At 58.3% G+C, this 17839-nt stretch carries 16 protein-coding genes; 8 read left to right on the forward strand and 8 right to left on the reverse strand.

Annotation, left to right across the window (positions count from 1 at the left end; all coding sequences use genetic code 11):
* Nucleotides 1-14: 14 nt before the first annotated feature.
* A complete protein-coding gene (gene glyA / locus DSM117340_RS12085; protein ID WP_089891898.1) occupies nucleotides 15-1298 on the reverse strand; it encodes a serine hydroxymethyltransferase in 1284 nt (427 codons plus the stop codon).
* 177 nt (nucleotides 1299-1475) lie between these two features.
* Between glyA and DSM117340_RS12090 the strand changes: the two genes are divergently transcribed.
* Entirely contained in the window at nucleotides 1476-2237 is a 762-nt protein-coding gene (locus DSM117340_RS12090; RefSeq protein ID WP_089891901.1) for an NAD kinase, read from the forward strand.
* A 61-nt stretch (nucleotides 2238-2298) separates the two neighbouring features.
* Here the strand turns inward: DSM117340_RS12090 and DSM117340_RS12095 are convergent, their stop codons facing one another.
* From DSM117340_RS12095 to DSM117340_RS12110, 4 genes are all read right to left on the reverse strand, one after another.
* Entirely contained in the window at nucleotides 2299-2478 is a 180-nt protein-coding gene (locus DSM117340_RS12095) for a hypothetical protein (RefSeq protein ID WP_089891904.1), read from the reverse strand.
* A gap of 121 nt (nucleotides 2479-2599) precedes the next feature.
* Nucleotides 2600-3850 (reverse strand): hydroxymethylglutaryl-CoA reductase, degradative, encoded by a 1251-nt coding sequence (locus tag DSM117340_RS12100; protein WP_089891907.1) that lies wholly within the window; start codon nucleotides 3848-3850, stop codon nucleotides 2600-2602.
* A 100-nt stretch (nucleotides 3851-3950) separates the two neighbouring features.
* The gene (gene prpE, locus DSM117340_RS12105) at nucleotides 3951-5852 is read right to left on the reverse strand and encodes a propionate-CoA ligase PrpE (protein ID WP_089891910.1); all 1902 of its coding nucleotides are present in this window, start codon (nucleotides 5850-5852) and stop codon (nucleotides 3951-3953) included.
* A 195-nt stretch (nucleotides 5853-6047) separates the two neighbouring features.
* Nucleotides 6048-8327, reverse strand: coding sequence for an NADP-dependent malic enzyme (locus tag DSM117340_RS12110; protein ID WP_354689673.1), 2280 nt, complete (start codon nucleotides 8325-8327; stop codon nucleotides 6048-6050).
* Between the two features lie 149 nt (nucleotides 8328-8476).
* On the opposite strand from DSM117340_RS12110, the gene DSM117340_RS12115 reads away from it, so the two are divergent.
* From DSM117340_RS12115 to DSM117340_RS12135, 5 genes are all read left to right on the forward strand, one after another.
* On the forward strand, nucleotides 8477-8869 hold the full coding sequence (locus DSM117340_RS12115; RefSeq protein ID WP_089891915.1) for a cytidine deaminase: 393 nt from the start codon (nucleotides 8477-8479) through the stop codon (nucleotides 8867-8869).
* On the forward strand, nucleotides 8866-10173 hold the full coding sequence (locus DSM117340_RS12120; protein ID WP_089891918.1) for a thymidine phosphorylase: 1308 nt from the start codon (nucleotides 8866-8868) through the stop codon (nucleotides 10171-10173). The genes DSM117340_RS12115 and DSM117340_RS12120 overlap by 4 nt, the downstream gene beginning before the upstream one ends.
* Nucleotides 10170-11342, forward strand: coding sequence for a phosphopentomutase (locus DSM117340_RS12125; protein ID WP_089891921.1), 1173 nt, complete (start codon nucleotides 10170-10172; stop codon nucleotides 11340-11342). Before DSM117340_RS12120 ends, DSM117340_RS12125 begins: the two co-directional genes overlap by 4 nt.
* A gap of 27 nt (nucleotides 11343-11369) precedes the next feature.
* On the forward strand, nucleotides 11370-12002 hold the full coding sequence (gene upp / locus DSM117340_RS12130) for a uracil phosphoribosyltransferase (protein WP_089891924.1): 633 nt from the start codon (nucleotides 11370-11372) through the stop codon (nucleotides 12000-12002).
* Nucleotides 12003-12079: 77 nt separating this feature from the next.
* Nucleotides 12080-13528 (forward strand): SPOR domain-containing protein, encoded by a 1449-nt coding sequence (locus DSM117340_RS12135; protein ID WP_089891927.1) that lies wholly within the window; start codon nucleotides 12080-12082, stop codon nucleotides 13526-13528.
* 83 nt (nucleotides 13529-13611) lie between these two features.
* On the opposite strand, the gene DSM117340_RS12140 is transcribed toward DSM117340_RS12135, so the two are convergent.
* Nucleotides 13612-13986, reverse strand: coding sequence for a hypothetical protein (locus DSM117340_RS12140; RefSeq protein ID WP_089891930.1), 375 nt, complete (start codon nucleotides 13984-13986; stop codon nucleotides 13612-13614).
* Between the two features lie 60 nt (nucleotides 13987-14046).
* Between DSM117340_RS12140 and DSM117340_RS12145 the strand changes: the two genes are divergently transcribed.
* A complete protein-coding gene (locus DSM117340_RS12145; RefSeq protein WP_089891933.1) occupies nucleotides 14047-14814 on the forward strand; it encodes an alpha/beta fold hydrolase in 768 nt (255 codons plus the stop codon).
* On the opposite strand, the gene DSM117340_RS12150 is transcribed toward DSM117340_RS12145, so the two are convergent.
* Nucleotides 14811-15644, reverse strand: a complete 834-nt coding sequence (locus DSM117340_RS12150; RefSeq protein WP_089891935.1) for a DUF6473 family protein — start codon at nucleotides 15642-15644, stop codon at nucleotides 14811-14813. The two genes, DSM117340_RS12145 and DSM117340_RS12150, sit on opposite strands and share 4 nt — an antisense overlap.
* Nucleotides 15645-15805: 161 nt before the next feature.
* Between DSM117340_RS12150 and DSM117340_RS12155 the strand changes: the two genes are divergently transcribed.
* The gene (locus DSM117340_RS12155; RefSeq protein ID WP_089891938.1) at nucleotides 15806-16681 is read left to right on the forward strand and encodes a 3-hydroxybutyryl-CoA dehydrogenase; all 876 of its coding nucleotides are present in this window, start codon (nucleotides 15806-15808) and stop codon (nucleotides 16679-16681) included.
* A gap of 189 nt (nucleotides 16682-16870) precedes the next feature.
* On the opposite strand, the gene DSM117340_RS12160 is transcribed toward DSM117340_RS12155, so the two are convergent.
* Nucleotides 16871-17776 (reverse strand): LysR family transcriptional regulator, encoded by a 906-nt coding sequence (locus DSM117340_RS12160; protein WP_089891941.1) that lies wholly within the window; start codon nucleotides 17774-17776, stop codon nucleotides 16871-16873.
* Between the last annotated feature and the right edge of the window lie 63 nt (nucleotides 17777-17839).

Raw genomic sequence — 17839 nt, forward strand, 5'->3', positions numbered from 1 at the left:
CCTCGCTGTGCGTCTCAGAGGTTCGGGTAAAGCGGGAACTTCTTCAGCATTTCGGCCACTTCACCGCGCACTTTGGCTTCTACAGCCTCGTTGCCCTCTGGGCCGTTCGCGGCCAATCCATCAACCACTTCCACAATCCAGTCCGCGATCTGACGGAACTCGGCCTCGCCGAAGCCGCGTGTCGTGCCCGCAGGTGTGCCGAGGCGAATACCTGATGTCACCATCGGCTTTTCTGGGTCAAACGGGATACCGTTCTTGTTTGTGGTGATATGGGCACGGCCCAGAGCCGCATCGGTGATATTGCCCGTTACTTTCTTGGGACGCAGGTCCACAAGCATCACATGCGTGTCTGTGCCACCCGTCACAATATCCAGACCGCCTTTGATAAGCTGGTCTGACAGGGCGACAGCATTGGCACGCACCTGCTTCATGTAGTCTTTAAATTCGGGGCGCAGTGCCTCACCAAAAGCCACAGCCTTGGCTGCGATAACGTGCATCAGCGGGCCACCCTGAATCCCTGGGAAGATCGCCGAGTTGAACTTCTTGGCCAAGGCCTCGTCATTCGTCAGGATCATGCCACCGCGTGGGCCGCGGAGCGTCTTGTGTGTTGTGGTTGTTGCCACATGCGCATGTGGGAAAGGCGATGGGTGCTCGCCCGCCGCAACGAGGCCTGCAAAATGCGCCATGTCTACGTGGAGGTATGCGCCTACAGAGTCAGCAATCTCACGGAATTTCGCAAAGTCGATGACCCGTGGAACAGCCGAGCCGCCCGCGATGATCAGCTTGGGCTGATGCTCTTTGGCCAACGCCGCAACCTGATCATAATCAATCAGATTGTCGCTCTCGCGTACGCCATAATGAACAGCGTTAAACCACTTGCCCGACTGGTTCGGCTTTGCGCCGTGTGTCAGGTGGCCACCAGAAGCCAGATCCATCCCAAGGATCGTATCTCCAGGCTGCAACAGAGCAGTGAAAACACCTTGGTTGGCCTGTGAGCCAGAGTTTGGCTGAACGTTGGCAAAGCCACAGTCAAAAAGTTGGCAAGCGCGCTCGATGGCGAGCGTTTCAGCCACATCCACATACTGACAGCCGCCATAATAGCGACGGCCTGGATAGCCTTCGGCGTATTTGTTGGTCAGAACTGTGCCCTGCGCTTCCATCACAGCAGCCGAAACAATGTTCTCGCTTGCGATCAGCTCGATCTCGTCGCGCTGGCGGCCAAGTTCGCTTTCGACTGCGCCCCAGAGCTCAGGGTCGCGCGAGGCCAGCGCCTCAGTGAAGAAACCTTTATCAGACATGGTGCTTCCTTATGAAATAACTTTCGATTCCTGCGTTTCCTATTGGAAACTTTTGCAAAAAGGAACACCAATTGCGACCAATACCAACACCAGCACGCCAAAACCTTAGGCCTGCGGTGGACAAGCCGTTTTTATAGGGTAATCTTGCCGCCTATAGGAAACGAGGACGCGCCCAATATGGCCCTGAAAATTGCCTTCACCGCCTCCGAGGCACCCTTGGCCCAAACGGCGCGCGCCGCCCTCATCAGTCGCTATGGCGAAGCCCCCGAAGCAGAAGCAGATATCATTGTTGCGCTCGGCGGCGATGGCTTCATGCTGCAGACCCTGCATCGGACGCAAGCACTCCCCGCGCCCGTCTACGGAATGAACCGTGGAACCGTCGGCTTCCTGATGAATGAATATAACGAAGCAGACCTGATGGCGCGGCTCGAAGCCGCCGCTGAAACCACAATCAACCCGCTCGCCATGACCGCCACCTGCACAGACGGAACGGTGCATGAAGCATTGGCAATCAACGAAGTCTCCGTGCTGCGGATGGGCCCACAGGCCGCGAAACTGAAAATTACAGTTGATGGTCGCCTGCGTATGGAAGAGCTTGTTTGTGATGGCGCACTGGTCGCGACGCCCGCGGGTTCAACTGCTTACAATTACTCGGCCCACGGCCCGATCCTGCCGATTGGCTCTGATGTTCTCGCCCTCACAGCCATTGCGCCGTTCCGCCCACGGCGCTGGCGCGGCGCGCTCCTGCCCAAATCTGCGATGGTCGAGATTGAAGTCTCCGAGCCCGAGAAACGCCCTGTCATGGCCGATGCCGACAGCAACTCGTTTCTCAATGTCGCGACCGTTCAGATCCGCTCGGAGCCAAACATCACACACCACATTCTGTTTGATCCAGAGCACGGCCTCGAAGAACGCCTGATCCGCGAGCAATTCGTTTAAATCAATGCACTCAACGAGTGTGGCGACCCCATGGGCCGCCTGCAGTCCGCTTTTTAGACGCTCACGCTTTCTTGTCGCGTGCGGCCTTTTCTTCGCGGGTCAGCTTATTGTTCCACTGGTTGTTGCTCAGGCCAAGCTCAGGGTTTGCGGGCTTGGTCTTGCCCACCTTCACTTCGCCACCCTTTTTCAGAAATTCCTGAATAAGCGCATCATCCGTGGTCTCTTTTGGAACATGTTTCATGAAAAAGAGCCTAGGCCGCCCTCACGTGTATTGCAACAGCACAGCCGCCTTTCACTTTGCGCAACCGCTGTTTCGTTTTGCCCATAACAGCCTCCCCAAAAGATCGGCACGTCACAAGCGCTTAGCCTTCGTCCAAAAGCGCGCGCGCCACATCCTCGCGAATTTCCAACCGCTCGATCATCAGCTTGGCAATCCGCTCGATATCCGCGCCCTTGGCCCCCGCCACAATCGCCACATTGCGCGCATGAAGCCCCATGTGCCCGCGCTGGATCCCCTCGCCGGCCAAAGCGCGCAGCGCCGAGAAGTTCTGAATAAGACCCACAGCTGCAGTGATGCGCCCTAGCCGCTCCCCCCGCGTGATCCCCATGATCTTGAGTGCTTTTTGCGCCGTCGGATGTGCGCGCGTGGCTCCACCGACGATCCCGACAGCCATCGGGAGCTCAATCTCTCCCCAAAGGTCGCCGTCGTCCGTCACACCATAGCGACTCAACGGCCCATAGCCGCCAGCATTGCCTTTCGTAGACGCAAAGGCATGCGCACCAGCCTCTAAAGCGCGGGTGTCATTGCCCGTCGCCAGCGCCACAGCCGAAATCCCGTTCATGATGCCCTTGTTGTGCGTCGCCGCGCGGTAAGGGTCATGCGCGGCAAATTCATAGGCCGACACAATCCCGCGGACCATATCCTCACCAATCTCTTCGGCCCGCCAAACCGCCCTCGCGCGCACAAGACGTCGGTCCGCAAGATTGCTCAATATACGCAATCCCACTTTGCCGCCCGTCCAGCCCTCCAGCTTGGGCGCCAGCGCTTCGGCCATCGTGTTCACAGCATTCGCGCCCATCGCGTCGCGCACATCGACAATCAAATGCACAACAAGAAACGGGCCACAAATGCGCACCTCAAGGTCCCGAAAGCCCCCGCCCAGCTTCACAAGCATCGGGTCACATGCATCACAGAGCTTGCCAATCTCGCTCGCGAGGCTCTCCACTTTAGCCTTCGCCGCTGCCAAATCTGCGAGCCCGGTGATCTGCACCTGCGCAATCATGCAGGGGTCATCGGCCTCTGTGAAAACACCGCCCAGTTCACGGCAAGCCCGCGCGCCGTTGCTCACCGCAGCAATAACAGAGCTCTCCTCCGTCGCCATCGCAACAAGCACATCTTGGCCATCCACAGTCAGGTTGGTCGCGACCCCAAGCGGCACAGCGACAGCCCCGATCACATTCTCCGAAAGATTGTCGGCCAGCTCTGCGAGCGGCCCAGCCTCAAGCGCAAGCTCAGCGGCCTCACGCTCACTCAAGAGCCCTAGCTCAACAAGCTTTTCCAGCCGCCCCGCACGGCTCAAATTGTGAAATCCTGCAATCCTTGACGATATCATCAAAGCCTCCCAACCCTGTTGCAACAGAGCTTACCGACACCATCCCAAAAGAAAAGGCCCGCCTGATCAGGCGGGCCTCATTTGCAATGATGCTCAGAGCTTACTTCGCAAAGCCGATCCCTTGCAGCGCAACCTTGATTTCATCCAAAATGGCTGGATCATCAATCGTCGCTGGCATCTTGAACTCCTTGCCATCAGCAATCGAGACCATCGTACCACGCAAAATTTTGCCCGAGCGTGTCTTGGGCAAACGCTCAACAACGCAAGCAAGCTTAAATGCCGCCACAGGACCGATCTTCTCGCGCACAAGGGTCACACATTCCTTGACGATTTCCTCATGCGGACGGTTCACGCCATTGGACAGGCATACAAATCCGACAGGCAACTGCCCCTTAAGCTCGTCGCTCACACCAATCACAGCGCATTCCGCAACATCAGGGTGAGAGGCGAGCACTTCTTCCATCCCGCCTGTGCTCAGACGGTGGCCCGCTACGTTGATCACATCATCCGTGCGCGCCATGATATAGAGGTAGCCATCCTCATCAATCATCCCAGCATCACCCGTCTCGTAGTAACCAGGGAAGGTGTTGAGGTAACTCTTCTGAAAGCGCGCCTCTGCGTTCCACAGGTTGGGAAGCGTTCCGGGCGGCAGCGGCAGCTTGACCGCAATCGCGCCCAGCTCTCCCGCAGGCAGCTCATGTCCCGCCTCATCCAGAATATGCACATCATACCCCGGCATAGGCACTGAGGGGCTGCCAAGCTTCACAGGCAACATCTCGACGCCCACAGGATTCGCCGCAATGGCCCAGCCCGTCTCGGTCTGCCACCAATGGTCAATCACAGGAACCTTGAGCTGATCTTGCGCCCAGACAATCGTATCGGGGTCGGCCCGCTCACCGGCAAGATAGACAGTCTTCAGACAGCTTAGGTCGTATTTCCCGACAAACTCGCCCTTCGGATCGACGCGTTTGACAGCGCGGAAGGCGGTCGGCGCTGTGAAAAAGCTTTTCACCTTATGCTCGGAAATAACCCGCCAGAATGTCCCCGCATCAGGCGTGCCCACGGGCTTGCCCTCAAAGACAATCGTCGTATTGCCATGAATCAGCGGCCCGTAGGCAATATAGCTATGCCCCACAACCCAGCCCACATCCGACGCCGCCCAAAAGACATCGCCGGGGTCGACATTGTAGATATTCTTCATGCTCCAGTTGAGCGCCACCATGTGACCAGCGGTGTGACGGATCACGCCCTTGGGCGCACCAGTCGTGCCAGAGGTGTAAAGAATATAGGCAGGGTGGTTGCCCTCTACAGGCACACACTCGGCTGGCTCAACGCCATATTGAAACCCGTGCCAGTTAAAGTCACGGCCTTCTTTGAGCTCAGCAACTTCTTGTTCCCGCTGGAAAATAACGGTGAACTCAGGCTTATGAGTGGCCATATCAATGGCCCCGTCAAGAAGCGGCTTGTAATGTACAACGCGTCCTGGCTCGAGGCCACAGGAGGCCGCGATAATGGCCTTGGGCTTGGCATCATCAATCCGAACAGCAAGCTCGCTCGCCGCAAAGCCGCCAAACACAACAGAATGCACAGCGCCGAGCCGCGCACAGGCCAGCATCGCTTCAAGTGCTTCAGGCACCATCGGCATGTAAATGATGACGCGGTCACCCTTCTCGATCCCCTTGGCGCGCAGCGCGCCTGCGAGTGTCGCGACGCGGTTGCGCAGCTCGACATACGAAATCTCGCGTTTGGTGTGAGTGATGGGGCTGTCATAGATAATAGCCGTCTGCTCGCCGCGCCCTGCCTCTACATGGCGGTCAACGGCATTATAGCAGGTGTTGCACTTTGCGTCGGCAAACCACTCATAAAGATTGTCGCCCTTGTCAAAGAGCGCCTTTGAGGGTTTCTCGTCCCAGTTAATCGCTTCAGCCGCCTTCATCCAAAAGGCTTCAGGGTCGGCCTTCCAGCCATCATAGAGCGCTTTATAGCCCGCGGTATTGCCCATAGTGTTCTCCTCCACTTTGACAAGAGAGGTAAAGGCCAGCCCGACCCTTAGGCAAGCAAGGAGTCACAATGCGCGGCAGTTTGGCGCAAATATTTTGCAATTTCTGCTGCAAATTTTTGCAAATATATCCACGAAGCCTAAGCTTCGCAGACAATATCGCATCATTTGCAAATTTGCGAAGTCCTACCTGAAAACTCAGCCATAGCTTTTCACAGGCGTGCCCGCAATCGCCGCCATGTTGAGCAGTCCCCGCGCCGTGATCCCGGGGCTGACAACATGCGCACGGTTTCCCATACCCATGAGGATCGGGCCAACTTCGAGCCCGCCCGCCTTCATTTTCAGGATATTACGCGCCGCCGAGGCCGCATCCGCATGGCCAAAAATCAACACATTCGCCACGCCCTCAAGCCTGCCAGCTGGAAGCAAGCGCTCACGCAGCTCCGGGTCAAGCGCCGCGTCAACATTCATCTCGCCCTCATATTGAAAGTCCCGTGGCGCTGCGTCCAAAATCTCAATCGCCGCACGAATGCGTTCCCCCGAGCCAAACGGCTGATTGCCAAACTGGCTCTGGCTGCAAAGCGCCACTTTCGGCTCAACGCCAAAGCGCTTGGCATGGCGCGCAGCACCTATCGCCGCCTCGGCGATCTGCTCAGGCGTCGGCAGCGTATGCACATGCGTATCAGCAATAAACAGCGGCCCATCCTCAAGGATCATCATCGACAAGGCCCCGTGGGGCCGCAACTCGCGACTGCCAAGTACCTGCTGCACATAGTTCAAGTGCCAGCGAAACTCGCCGAATGTTCCGCAAATGAGGCTGTCGGCCTCGCCACGATGGACAGCAATCGCACCAATCGCTGTCGTATTCGTGCGCATGATCGCACGGGCCAAGTCAGGCGTGACGCCCTTGCGCGCCATGATCTCGTGATAGCTGCCCCAGAAATCGCGATAGCGCGGGTCATTCTCTGGATTGACCAGTTCAAAATCCTTGCCAGCCCGCGCCGTAATCCCGAAACGCTCACAGCGCGCCTCAATCACCTCTGGGCGACCAATCAAAATGGGGCGCTCCGTTGTCTCTTCCAAAATTGCCTGCGCGGCACGCAGCACGCGCTCATCCTCACCCTCGGCAAAGATAATCCGCCGCGAGGCATGGCTCGCCGCATCAAACACAGGCCGCATCAAAAGCGCCGACTTAAAGACCGACGCATTGAGCCGCTCTTTATAAGCCTCCAAATCTTCCAACGGTTTGGTTGCAACGCCCGTTTCCATAGCCGCCTTGGCCACAGCCGAGCTGACGACAGCCGAAAGACGCAGGTCAAACGGCTTGGGAATAAGATACTCCGCACCAAAGGTCAGCGCCTCGCCCTTATAGGCGGCTGCCGCCTCCGCACTTGTGGTCGCGCGCGCCAGAGCCGCGATCCCGTCCACACAGCCAATCTGCATCGCATCATTGATCTCGGTTGCGCCCACATCAAGCGCACCACGGAAGATAAACGGAAAACACAGCACATTGTTGACTTGGTTCGGATAGTCAGACCGTCCCGTCGCAATCACAGCATCAGGCGCCACAGCACGCACCTCATCAGGCATAATCTCGGGGGTCGGGTTCGCCAGCGCAAAGATCACGGGCCGCTTGCTCATCTTCTTCACATGCTCAGGTTTAAGCACACCGGGCCCAGACAGGCCCAAAAACATATCCGCACCATCAACCACATCATCAAGTGTGCGCTTGTCCGTCTTTTGTGCAAATGCCGCCTTCTGGGGGTTCATGTCCTCTTCGCGGCCCTCATAAACGAGGCCGTGAATGTCACAAAGCCAGACATTTTCACGCTTCACACCAAGCTTCAGCAAAAGGTTGAGGCAGGCGATCCCTGCCGCGCCGCCGCCCGTGCTGACAATCTTGATGTCTTCAAACTTCTTACCCACCACATGCAGCGCATTTGTCGCCGCCGCGCCCACAACAATCGCTGTGCCGTGCTGGTCGTCATGAAATACAGGGATGCCCATGCGCTCACGGCAGATTTTCTCGACAATAAAGCAATCGGGCGCCTTGATGTCCTCAAGGTTGATCGCTCCAAAGGTTGGCTCCAGCGCACAAACAATCTCGGCCAGCTTCACAGGGTCACTCTCGTTCACTTCGATATCAAAGCAATCAATCCCTGCAAATTTCTTGAACAAGACCGCCTTCCCTTCCATCACGGGCTTGGACGCCAGCGCGCCGATATTGCCAAGGCCCAGCACAGCCGTGCCGTTTGTCACCACAGCCACAAGATTTCCTCGGGCCGTGTAACGGCTTGCATCTGCTGGATTTTTAGCAATTTCGATACAGGCCTCCGCAACACCAGGAGAGTAAGCACGGGCCAAGTCGCGTCCGTTGGCCATCGGCTTTGTCGGGCGGATCTCAAGCTTCCCAGGGCGTGGAAATTCGTGATAGTTCAGCGCCGCTTCGCGCGCCGTTTCGGTCTTATCAATCGACATAGTCTCTCCCTCGGCCCTGAGCCTTTTCAAAAGTAGTTTAACATTAAACCAATTAATGTGAAGCCAAATTTCTCATTCTGACGAATCTCCCCTTGCACTCGCCAGTCTGTCCCTTCCAAGATACCCCAAAACAAACAGAAAGACACAGCATGTCCCTCTCTGACGCCGCGCGCACTGTCCGCGCCAATGCCTACGCCCCCTATTCCAACTTTAAGGTCGGCGCCGCCATTCGCGCCGCCTCAGGCGAGGTGTTTTCTGGCTGCAACGTCGAAAATGTCGCCTATCCCGAAGGCACATGTGCCGAGGCAGGGGCAATCGCGGCCATGGTCGCCGCTGGGCAAACACAGCTCACCGAGGTCTACGTCATCGCCGATAGCCCCGCACCTGTGCCTCCCTGTGGCGGCTGCCGCCAAAAGCTTATGGAGTTCGGCCAAGCCGACACCCGTGTAACCCTCGCCACAACGGCAGGCACAGAAATCAGCTACACCCTTGCCGAATTGCTTCCTGGTGCCTTTGCCAGCGCCCACATGGACAACACATGACCAACACCCGCGCCCTGCTCGCCGCTCTGCGCCGTGGTCAGCCCATCGGCTCGGCAGCGCTCGGCAGCTTTGCCCAAGGCTTGGCCGATGGCTCCGTGTCTGATGCCCAAGCAGGGGCCTTTGCCATGGGCGTGGTGCTCTCCAAGCTCTCTCATGAAGACTCCGTCGCCCTCACCCTCGCCATGCGCGACAGCGGTGATGTCACAGAATGGGACCTCCCCGCACCCATCGTTGACAAGCACTCCACAGGCGGGATCGGGGATTGCGTCTCGCTTCTGCTTGCCCCCGCGCTTGCCGCCTGCGGAGCGTTCGTGCCCATGATCTCTGGTCGCGGCCTTGGCCACACGGGCGGTACGCTCGACAAGCTCGACGCCATCCCCGGCTTCAAGACCGCGCTCAGCATGGGCGAGTTTCAGCGCGCCGTGCGTGAAAATGGCCTCGCCATCGTCTCCGCATCCCCCAATCTCGCCCCCGCTGACAAGCGCCTCTATGCGATCCGCGATGTGACAAGTACGGTCGAAAGCCTTGACCTCATCACCGCATCGATCCTTTCCAAAAAGCTCGCCGCAGGGCTTGAGGCGCTGGTGCTCGATGTCAAATGCGGCTCTGGCGCGTTTATGAAAACGCCTGACGAAGCCCGCGCACTTGCGCAATCGCTCGTCAGTATCGCCAATGCCGCAGGCTGCAAGACATCCGCCCTCATCACAGAGATGAGCCAGCCCCTCGTCGCGTCGCTTGGAAATGCCCTCGAAATCTCCGAGATCATGCGCGCGCTCACCTCTCCCGCCCCGTCCCGCCTCGCCGATATCACCGCCGCGCTTGGTGGGCAGCTCCTCGCCGATGCAGCCCTCGCAAGCTCACCCGAAGAGGGCGCAACCAAGATCACGCAAGCCATCGCTTCAGGCCGCGCCGCCGAAGCCTTCGCACGCATGTGTGCGGCCCAAGGCGGGCCCCGCGGGTTTGCCGACAACTGGGCGCGCTACCTGCCCGAAGCCAATATCATCCGCGAAGTCACAGCCCCCGAAGCGGGCTATATCGCTGCCTATGATGGCGAAGCGCTCGGCCTTGCTGTGGTCAGCCTCGGCGGTGGGCGGCAGGTTGAAAGTGACAGCATCGACTACGCTGTCGGCCTCTCTGACATGCTCCCGCTCGGGACACGCGTCGAAAAGGGCCAGCCCATCGCCCGCGTCCATGCCAGCCGCGAAGACGCCGCCCGCCGCGCAGCAGTGGACGTTCTTCAAGCCACAACTCTTGGCTCAGCCCCAACAGAACAGCCTCTCTTGCTTGAGAGGGTCACAGCATGAGCCGCGCCTTCCTTGTCGTGCTCGACAGCGCTGGTATCGGCGGCGCACCAGATGCCGACCAGTTCTTCAACGGCGCCTTACCCGACACAGGCGCAAACACGCTGGGTCATATTTATCAGGCCTGCGCGCCCGCACTGCCCAACATGGAAAGCCTCGGCCTCAAACAAGCCATCACGCTCGCTTCTGGCCTCGCCCTACCAAACACAGCAGAGCTTGCTGGCCGTTTTGCCGCCGCCACAGAAGTAAGCCTCGGCAAGGACACCCCGTCAGGCCATTGGGAGCTTGCGGGCGTGCCCGTCCCTTGGGCGTGGCACTATTTCCCTGACACAACCCCAGCCTTCCCCCCTGATCTGCTCGCACTGGTCGCCAAGCTTGCAGGCACAGAAGGAACCCTCGGCAACAGCCACGCCTCTGGCACAGAGATCATTGATAGCCTCGCCCAAGAGCACATCAAGACAGGCTGGCCGATCTGTTACACCTCTGCAGATTCGGTCTTCCAGATCGCCGCGCATGAAGACCACTTCGGCCTGCCGCGCCTTCTCAAGCTCTGTGAAGACCTCGCGCCACATCTCCATGCCCTCAAGGTGGGGCGCGTTATCGCCCGCCCCTTCATCGGCGCCAACGGCAGCTTTCAACGGACAAAGAACCGCCATGACTACGCCATCGCCACGCCCGCGCCCACGCTGCTGGACTGGGCGCAGGCAGAGGGGCACCACACCCACGCCATCGGCAAAATCAGCGATATATTCTCTCACCGCGGCATCGACACCGCCACAAAGGGCCGCGACGCGGAGCTGATGCAAGGCCTCCATGACCGCATCAACACAGCCCCTGATGGCTCCCTGACGTTTGCCAATTTCGTGGAGTTTGATACCGAATTCGGCCATCGGCGCGATGCCGAAGGCTACGCCGCCCACCTCACATGGTTTGACAGAGAGCTCCGCCATATTTTGGCTGCACTGCGCCAAAACGATCTGCTCATCCTCACAGCTGATCACGGCAATGATCCGACATGGCAAGGCTCCGACCATACCAGAGAACGTGTCCCCGTTCTGGTTGCGGGCGCAGGCCAAGGTGAGATAGGACACATCCAAATGATAGATGTCGCCGCCTCCATAGCGGCTCATCTTGGCCTAAAAGAACGCGGATCAGGGGTAAGCTTCCTCTAAAGCGCCAGACGAAAGCGAGATAAGAATATGAGCAAAAATCTAACAGTCGTTGATCACCCTCTGGTGCAGCACAAACTCAGCTTCATGCGCGACAAGACCACACCCTCCGCGCACTTCCGGCAGCTCCTTGGCGAAATTGCCCAGCTCCTCGCTTATGAAGCCACCCGCGATCTGCCGCTGGAAATGCGCGAGGTCGAAACCCCGCTCCAGCCGATGCAGTCGCCCTACCTGTCAGGCAAGAAGCTCGCGCTTGTCTCAATCTTGCGGGCAGGAAACGGCATGCTTGATAGCCTGTTACACCTGATCCCGTCCGCGCGTGTCGGCTTTGTCGGCCTCTACCGCGACGAGGAAACGCTCAAGCCCGTTCAGTATTACTTCAAAGTCCCCGAAGACATCAGCGAGCGCGATGTCCTTGCGATTGACCCCATGCTTGCCACGGGCAATTCCTCTGTCGCGGCCATTGATCTCCTCAAAGCAGCCGGTGCGCGCCGCATCACCTTCCTTTGCCTTCTTGCAGCCCCTGAAGGCGTTGCGCGGATGCAGGAAGCCCACCCTGATGTGCGCATCATCACAGCCTCGCTGGATGAATGTCTCAATGAACAAGGCTACATCGTTCCAGGCCTAGGGGATGCGGGTGACCGCATGTTCGGCACAAAATAGCGCATATTTGCACTATTCTCGGCTAGACTCGTCTTTGGTGATCGGGCATGTTCCTTGCACACTTGTGGGGGCAAGATATGAGTTGTAAACGAGTCGCCGCGCTTTGCGCATTTTTCCTAACACTGACGCTCTCAACAGCGCAGGCACAGGCCCTGCGTGATGTTGACGGACCAGTGAATTTCCCGCCCAGTTCTTACAAAGGCAAACAATTCGTCGATAACAACGGCTGTGCTTTTGTGCGCGCCGGGATTGATGGCCGCGTCAACTGGATCCCGCGGGTTTCGCGCTCGCGCAAGCTCCTCTGTGGGCTCAAGCCGACCTTCTCTGGAGCTGAAGCCAACCTCGCCCAAGCCCAGAGCGCAAATGCTCCAGTGCAGATCACCAACAACGAAGCGCCCGCCGCCGCAGCTCCTGCGCCAGCACCAGCGCCGCGTGTTGCAGCTGCCAAGCCTGCTGCCGCGCCCAAGCCTGCTCCAAAACCTGTTGTGGCCAAGCCGGCACCGCGCGTCGCTCCTGCACCGCAGCCCCGTGTGATAGATGCGACTCCGACAACACGGCCCGCGCCTCAGCGCGTGCAGCAAGCGCGCATTCAGCCAGCGCCACAGCGCGTTCAGCCTGTCCAGCGTACAATTGCGCCAGTGCCAGCGCCTGCACCCCGTCAGGTACAGCGCGTCACACGCGCCACAACCTGCGCCAATTTCACTGGGATCAGCGCCCAATACGCCGGCTCTGGACCGGGTGTGCGCTGCGGCTCACAAACTCAGCCTGTGACTGGCGCAGTTCAGGTTCAGCGCCAACCCGTCACAGTCATGCGCAATGGCCAGAAAAAAACTGTCCAGCAGCGCGTTGCACAACAGCCGAGCTCTGCACCAGAAATCTCAGGCACACCAACAGGCCAACGCATCATCACGCGCAACAGCCAAACAGGCCAGATCAATGCCGCTGGCAACACCCGTGTTGTCCCGCGCCATGTGTACAACGAACAACAGCGCTCAGCGGTCACCAACAAAGTGCCGAAGGGCTACCGCAAGGCATGGGATGACGACCGACTCAATCCGAAGCGCGCTCAAATGACAGTGGAGGGCATCCGCCAGTCAGACCTCATCTGGACACGTACAATCCCACGTAAGCTCTACGTCAAGGGGACAGGTCGGGTCGTCAACAATCTCTTCCCAGAGCTGCGCTACCCTTACACAAGCATGAACGATCAAAACGCCGCGATGGGTCTGACAACATCCTCACGCAGCAAGCCTGCCGCAGCCGCCACGCCCCGCAAACAAGGGGGTACGGCCAAAAGCGGAACAGACGGGCGCTACGTTCAAGTTGGCATGTTCTCAAGCGAAGCCAATGCCCAGCGCGCAGCACAACGCATCTCCGCCGCAGGCCTGCCCGCACGCTTTGGTACATTGAAAAAAGGTGGCAAATCTTATCGTTTGGTGATGGCAGGGCCCTTCGCCGCGGGCCAGATCAACGCGGCTGTCGCCACAGCAAGACGTGCAGGATTTTCTGACGCCTACGCGCGCTAAGCCTCGCCTCCATCAGATTGATGAAGCCCGCGCTGCAAAGGTCGCGGGCTTTTTCTTTGGCTCCCAGCGCACCATAAATGCGCCTAGATAAAGCCGCGCAGCCGCAACACAACAATCAGAACCGTCAACACAATCAACAGATTAAATGCCAGCGCCGAGCCAGCCCGTATCCACTGTCGGCGCTTTACTTCGCTGCGGTCAATCTTTTCCAAATAGGCTTTCAAGCGCCCATGCGACTTGACGATAGCGGCCTCGTCAAGCTGCACACAAAGCTGCGGATGTGAGACTTTCTCGAGTGCCTCAGTGAGCCGCGCCCCGTTCTGCCTTTGGCGCAGGGGTAGCCCCCTGCCAACGCTGCGTAACCCTGCGGCCAGGCTTGGCTTGTCCACGCCCAGATGTGCGGCCATCAGCCCCCGCAGCTCACGCTCCATTTCGCTCAAACGGCTCGCCTCAATCACATCACATCCCGCCTAACTTGCGCCTTTTCCTTCCCGCGGAAAATGGCGTATCACTCGCATATGTTACACACTATCACCCATGGCATCGCCAACGCCAAGCCCCCGCTGCTCATCGCGCATGGCCTCTTCGGCTCAGGCCGCAACTGGGGCGTTATCGCCAAGCGCCTCTCCGATGAGCGCCAAGTGATCGCCGTCGACATGCGCAACCACGGCAGCTCGCTACACTCAGATGATCACAGTTACACCGCCTTGGCCGATGACCTTGCCGAAGTGATCGCTGCACACGGAGGCCAAGCCGACGTCTTGGGCCACTCCATGGGTGGCAAAGCCGCTATGGTACTTGCCCTTGAGCACGCCGAGATGGTCAACCGCCTCACTGTCGCCGATATCGCCCCCGTGAGCTACAGCCACTCCCAACAGCAATACATCAACGCCATGCGCACGCTCGACCTCTCCCAGATAGAGGGTCGCGCCGAAGCCCAAGCCGCGCTCCTGCCGCTGGTCGAAGACCCGACGCTCGCCTCGTTCTTCACCCAGTCTCTGGATCTGAAAGCACGCAAATGGCGGCTCAATCTGGCCGCTCTTGAAGCGAATATGCCCCAGATCCTAAGCTTTCCGGCAATAGACGCATGCTTCACAGGCCCCTCCCTCTTTCTCACAGGCGCAACGTCACACTACGTGACGCGCGATCACCGGCCCCAGATCAAAGCGCTCTTCTCAGAAGCGCGCTTTGCCAAAATCCCAGAGGCAGGGCACTGGCTTCACGCCGAGCGCCCCCGCGCCTTTGAGGCCGCAGTCCGCACGTGGCTCAACGCTGACTTGAGCTAGCGTTTAAGCAAGCGCCGCAGCACAGGCTCAAGCGCATCTGCCGCTTCCTGATGCACTGCAGGCCCCAAAAGCTGCATCGCCGCCAAAGCTTCCTGATCGGCAAAAACCATACCCTCATAGCCACGCGCCAGAGCCGCTGGACTTGCACGACAGATCACCGTGCGTGCCATATCGCCTTCCAGCGCATCAATCATATCTTGGGTCACGCCAAAAGGCGCACTCGCCGCATGGGCAAAGCCACGCTTCTCATCGGGGCCATGATCCGCAAACCACAACAGCACCATCGGCTTCGCCACCCGATCCGCCAAAAGCCGCATCCGCGCCACCCAAGCCTGCTGCAATTCCTGCATCAACAGAATAAACCCGTCCGGATGATAGCGTGCCAAATGGCGCAACAGATGATTGGTAAAGTGAAACTCGGTGAAATCCACGCCCCGAAACAACTTTCTCATCTGGTCTGAGGCCCGCAAAAAGCGGTCGTTGCGGCGCGGATGCACCGTATAAAAGCGGTTCGAGAGATTGTGCACACCCATCGCTTGCACAATGACGGCCTCCGCCCGCGCCGCCATACTCAAAACACCAAGATCGCTCGCAAAAGCATCAAGCCCAGCGCTCATGACCCCAAGGTTAAGGCAGGGCATTTCCAGCTTGTCTTCCAGTCGGTCCACATAGGGACGCGGCACAAATTTCCCGAAGGTTTCTGTGCCTCCCAGCACGGCTACAAAAGGCTCATCAAGGCTGCGTTTAGGGCCGCGAAAGGCCAGCCGCGATCCGTCATACTCGCAGAGTCGATAGTCAAGGGCTGCGCCCCCTATTCTTTCATAGGACATAGTTCCCACCACAATTTTAGTTCACCCAAAACCGAAGATGCGCCACAGCCATTTCCAATTCCCTAACAGATAAAATGGTCGGAAATTAAAGGCCTATCTTTCGCCTTGCAGCCTGCTTAAGCCGCGGCTTATTGTCGTGATTAACCCCGAAGGAGAGCAGCATGGATATCAAAACAGTCGGCGTCATCGGTGCAGGCCAGATGGGCAATGGTATCGCGCATGTTATGGCGCTCGCGGGGTATGACGTTACGCTCAATGATCTCAGCCAAGACGCGCTCACAGCCGCGCTCGCCAAGATCGAGAAAAACATGGTGCGCCAAGTGTCGCGCAATCTCATCACAGAAGCCGATATGCAAGCTGGCCTCGCCCGCATCAGCCCTGCGCTTGATGTAGCCGCGCTCGGCACAGCCGATCTCGTGATCGAATCCGCAACAGAAAACGAAGACATCAAAAACAAGATCATCGAAGGCATCGTACCCCACCTGCCCGAGCACACGATCATCACATCAAATACCTCCTCGATCTCGATCACCCGCCTCGCCGCACGCACGGACCGCCCCGAAAAGTTCATGGGCTTTCACTTTATGAACCCGGTTCCGCTCATGCAGCTGGTCGAGCTGATCCGCGGCATCGCCACTGATGACGAGACATATCAGAGCTGCCTCGCCGTGGTCGAAAAGCTCGGAAAGACAGCCGCCTCCGCCGAAGACTTCCCCGCATTTATCGTCAATCGCATCCTGATCCCGATGATCAATGAGGCCTGCTATACCCTCTATGAAGGCGTCGGCAATGTCGCCTCGATTGACAACGCCATGAAGCTCGGCGCCAATCACCCGATGGGTCCACTTGAGCTTGCTGACTTTATCGGCCTTGATACCTGCCTCGCAATCATGAACGTGCTGCATGACGGCCTCGCTGATACCAAATATCGCCCCTGCCCGCTCTTGACGAAATATGTGGCCGCAGGCTGGCTGGGCCGCAAAACAGGCCGTGGCTTTTATGACTATCGCGGAGACGTCCCCGTTCCGACGCGTTAAGACAACGTCTTGATTTAAATAATAAACTGCGGTCATGGCTGCCGCCCGTTCTACAGCCTAGGCCACGTCTGTAAATCGCATTCACTGATATTGGACAGCCGCATACAGCGAGCGCCACGCCACAAAAAAGGCCCCGGATCAACCGGGGCCAGTTGCGGATAAACCGCGGGGAAAATCAGGGGATCGACCTTACCAGTCACTTGGCCCTTTGTCGCCAAACGAGTGAACCAGAAAGTCGATAAAGGCGCGCACTTTGGGCTGCGTAAAGCGTCCGGGCGGATACACCGCATAGATACCTTGTGTCTCCATCGGCAGATCAGGGATCGCATCTTCCACAAGACCCTTCTCAAGCGCCTCCGCATAGAGAAAGCTCGGCAGATAGGCGATGCCAAGGCCAGACACAGCCGCATTGAGCAGCGATTGACCGTCATTCACAGTTAGCCAGCCAGCCGTGCGCACTTGACGCTTTTCACCGGATGGCGCGGTAATCTTCCAGACATTGCCTGCCGAATGGTTGGAATAATGCAAAAGCTTGTGCTCATTGAGATCGTCAATTTTCTGGGGCCGCCCATAGCGTTGGAAATAGCTTGGGCTCGCAATCATTCGCATGCTCGTCTCGGTAAGCTTGCGTGCTCGCAAAGAGCTATCTTCCAGATCACCAATGCGGATGGCCATGTCAAAGCCCTCAGAAATCAGCTCCACATAGCGATTGTTGAGGACCATATTCACGGTGATATCAGGGAAATCCGCGAGGAACTCGCCCAACACAGGCGAAAGGTGGTTCACACCAAAATCTGTCGCCACAGAAATTCTCAATAGGCCAGAGGGATCGGATTGCATGGACGACACAAGCGCATCTGCCTCGCCCGCATCATTCAAAACGCGCCGTGCACGGTCATAATACGCGAGGCCAATCTCGGTCGGGCTGACCCGCCGCGTCGTGCGGTTCAAAAGCCGCGCGCCCAGACGGGCCTCAAGGCTGGAGACGTGCTTTGAAACAGCGGATTTTGAAATCCCCATTTTCTTGGCTGCGTCCGTAAACCCGCCTTGGTCTACGACCATTGCAAAGGCTTCCATTTCAGTCAGTCGGTCCATGCTCGATAATCCCTTGATTATTCTTTTCTCAAAGCATGGTATCGCCTCACAATCGGGCAACTT

Source organism: Lentibacter algarum, from assembly GCF_040580765.1.
Lineage (GTDB): Bacteria > Pseudomonadota > Alphaproteobacteria > Rhodobacterales > Rhodobacteraceae > Lentibacter > Lentibacter algarum.

Excerpts from the sequence above, each read along its gene's own strand:
- glyA (WP_089891898.1), bottom strand. The coding sequence starts at position 1,298 with ATGTCTGATAAAGGTTTCTTCACTGAGGCGCTGGCCTCGCGCGACCCT.
- DSM117340_RS12090 (WP_089891901.1), top strand. The coding sequence starts at position 1,476 with ATGGCCCTGAAAATTGCCTTCACCGCCTCCGAGGCACCCTTGGCCCAA.
- DSM117340_RS12095 (WP_089891904.1), bottom strand. The coding sequence starts at position 2,478 with ATGAAACATGTTCCAAAAGAGACCACGGATGATGCGCTTATTCAGGAA.
- DSM117340_RS12100 (WP_089891907.1), bottom strand. The coding sequence starts at position 3,850 with ATGATATCGTCAAGGATTGCAGGATTTCACAATTTGAGCCGTGCGGGG.
- prpE (WP_089891910.1), bottom strand. The coding sequence starts at position 5,852 with ATGGGCAATACCGCGGGCTATAAAGCGCTCTATGATGGCTGGAAGGCC.
- DSM117340_RS12110 (WP_354689673.1), bottom strand. The coding sequence starts at position 8,327 with ATGTCGATTGATAAGACCGAAACGGCGCGCGAAGCGGCGCTGAACTAT.
- DSM117340_RS12115 (WP_089891915.1), top strand. The coding sequence starts at position 8,477 with ATGTCCCTCTCTGACGCCGCGCGCACTGTCCGCGCCAATGCCTACGCC.
- DSM117340_RS12120 (WP_089891918.1), top strand. The coding sequence starts at position 8,866 with ATGACCAACACCCGCGCCCTGCTCGCCGCTCTGCGCCGTGGTCAGCCC.
- DSM117340_RS12125 (WP_089891921.1), top strand. The coding sequence starts at position 10,170 with ATGAGCCGCGCCTTCCTTGTCGTGCTCGACAGCGCTGGTATCGGCGGC.
- upp (WP_089891924.1), top strand. The coding sequence starts at position 11,370 with ATGAGCAAAAATCTAACAGTCGTTGATCACCCTCTGGTGCAGCACAAA.
- DSM117340_RS12135 (WP_089891927.1), top strand. The coding sequence starts at position 12,080 with ATGAGTTGTAAACGAGTCGCCGCGCTTTGCGCATTTTTCCTAACACTG.
- DSM117340_RS12145 (WP_089891933.1), top strand. The coding sequence starts at position 14,047 with ATGTTACACACTATCACCCATGGCATCGCCAACGCCAAGCCCCCGCTG.
- DSM117340_RS12150 (WP_089891935.1), bottom strand. The coding sequence starts at position 15,644 with ATGTCCTATGAAAGAATAGGGGGCGCAGCCCTTGACTATCGACTCTGC.
- DSM117340_RS12155 (WP_089891938.1), top strand. The coding sequence starts at position 15,806 with ATGGATATCAAAACAGTCGGCGTCATCGGTGCAGGCCAGATGGGCAAT.
- DSM117340_RS12160 (WP_089891941.1), bottom strand. The coding sequence starts at position 17,776 with ATGGACCGACTGACTGAAATGGAAGCCTTTGCAATGGTCGTAGACCAA.